The organism is Sagittula sp. SSi028, assembly GCF_048553715.1.
GTDB lineage: Bacteria > Pseudomonadota > Alphaproteobacteria > Rhodobacterales > Rhodobacteraceae > Sagittula.
Window position 1 is genome coordinate 1 of the sequence record NZ_JBLZNC010000043.1, and the last position, 818, is coordinate 818.

General features: G+C 59.8%; 1 pseudogene. It reads left to right on the forward strand.

What is annotated here, in order from left to right:
- Positions 1-72 precede the first annotated feature (72 nt).
- Positions 73-818: pseudogene (locus tag ACN5AZ_RS18670) on the forward strand (IS3 family transposase); the annotation flags it as partial.

Here is an 818-nt window from a genome sequence, read left to right on the forward strand (position 1 = left end):
GGGGTAATCCCCCCCGATCTTAAGGGGATGCGGAAGTAGAATTTTCTCGGCAGGATGAACGAGGAGATTCCGATGAAGAAGACACGTTTCACAGAAGCCCAGATCATGGCTGTGCTGCGCCAGATGGAGGGCGGCGTACCTGCGGCCGAGCTGTGCCGCGAGCATGGGATGAGCAGTGCAACGCTGTACAAATGGCGCGCCAAGTATGGCGGCATGGATGCGAGCCTGATTTCCGAGATGAAGGCCATGGCGGAGGAGAACCGCCGCCTCAAGCGCATGTATGCCGATGTCAGCATGCAGAATGATCTGCTCAAGGAGGCCCTTGGAAAAAAATGAAGCGGCCAGCTCAACGCCGGGAGTTGGCCGTGAAAGCGGTGGCGATGAAAGGCGTCAGCATTGCGCTGGCGTGCAGGGCATTCGAGGTCAGCGAGACCTGCTATCGGTACAGCCCCAAGCTGGACGACGAGAACGAGCAGATCGCCGATCTGCTGCTCGGACTGACGACGGCCAAGAAGACCTGGGGTTTCGGCCTGTGCTTCCTGTACATGCGCAATGTTCAGGGACATGGCTGGAACCACAAACGCGTGTACCGGATCTACCGCGAGTTGGAGCTGAACCTCAGGATCAAGCCGCGCAAACGGCTGAAGAGGGACAAGCCCGAAGCACTGGCGGTTCCGGAGGCTGCGAACGAAGTCTGGTCAATGGACTTCATGGCGGATCGCCTCGGAGATGGGCGCCAGTTCCGGCTGCTGAACGTCCTGGACGACTTCAACCGGGAGGGCTTGGGCATCGAGATCGACTTCTCGCTGCCCGCCGAG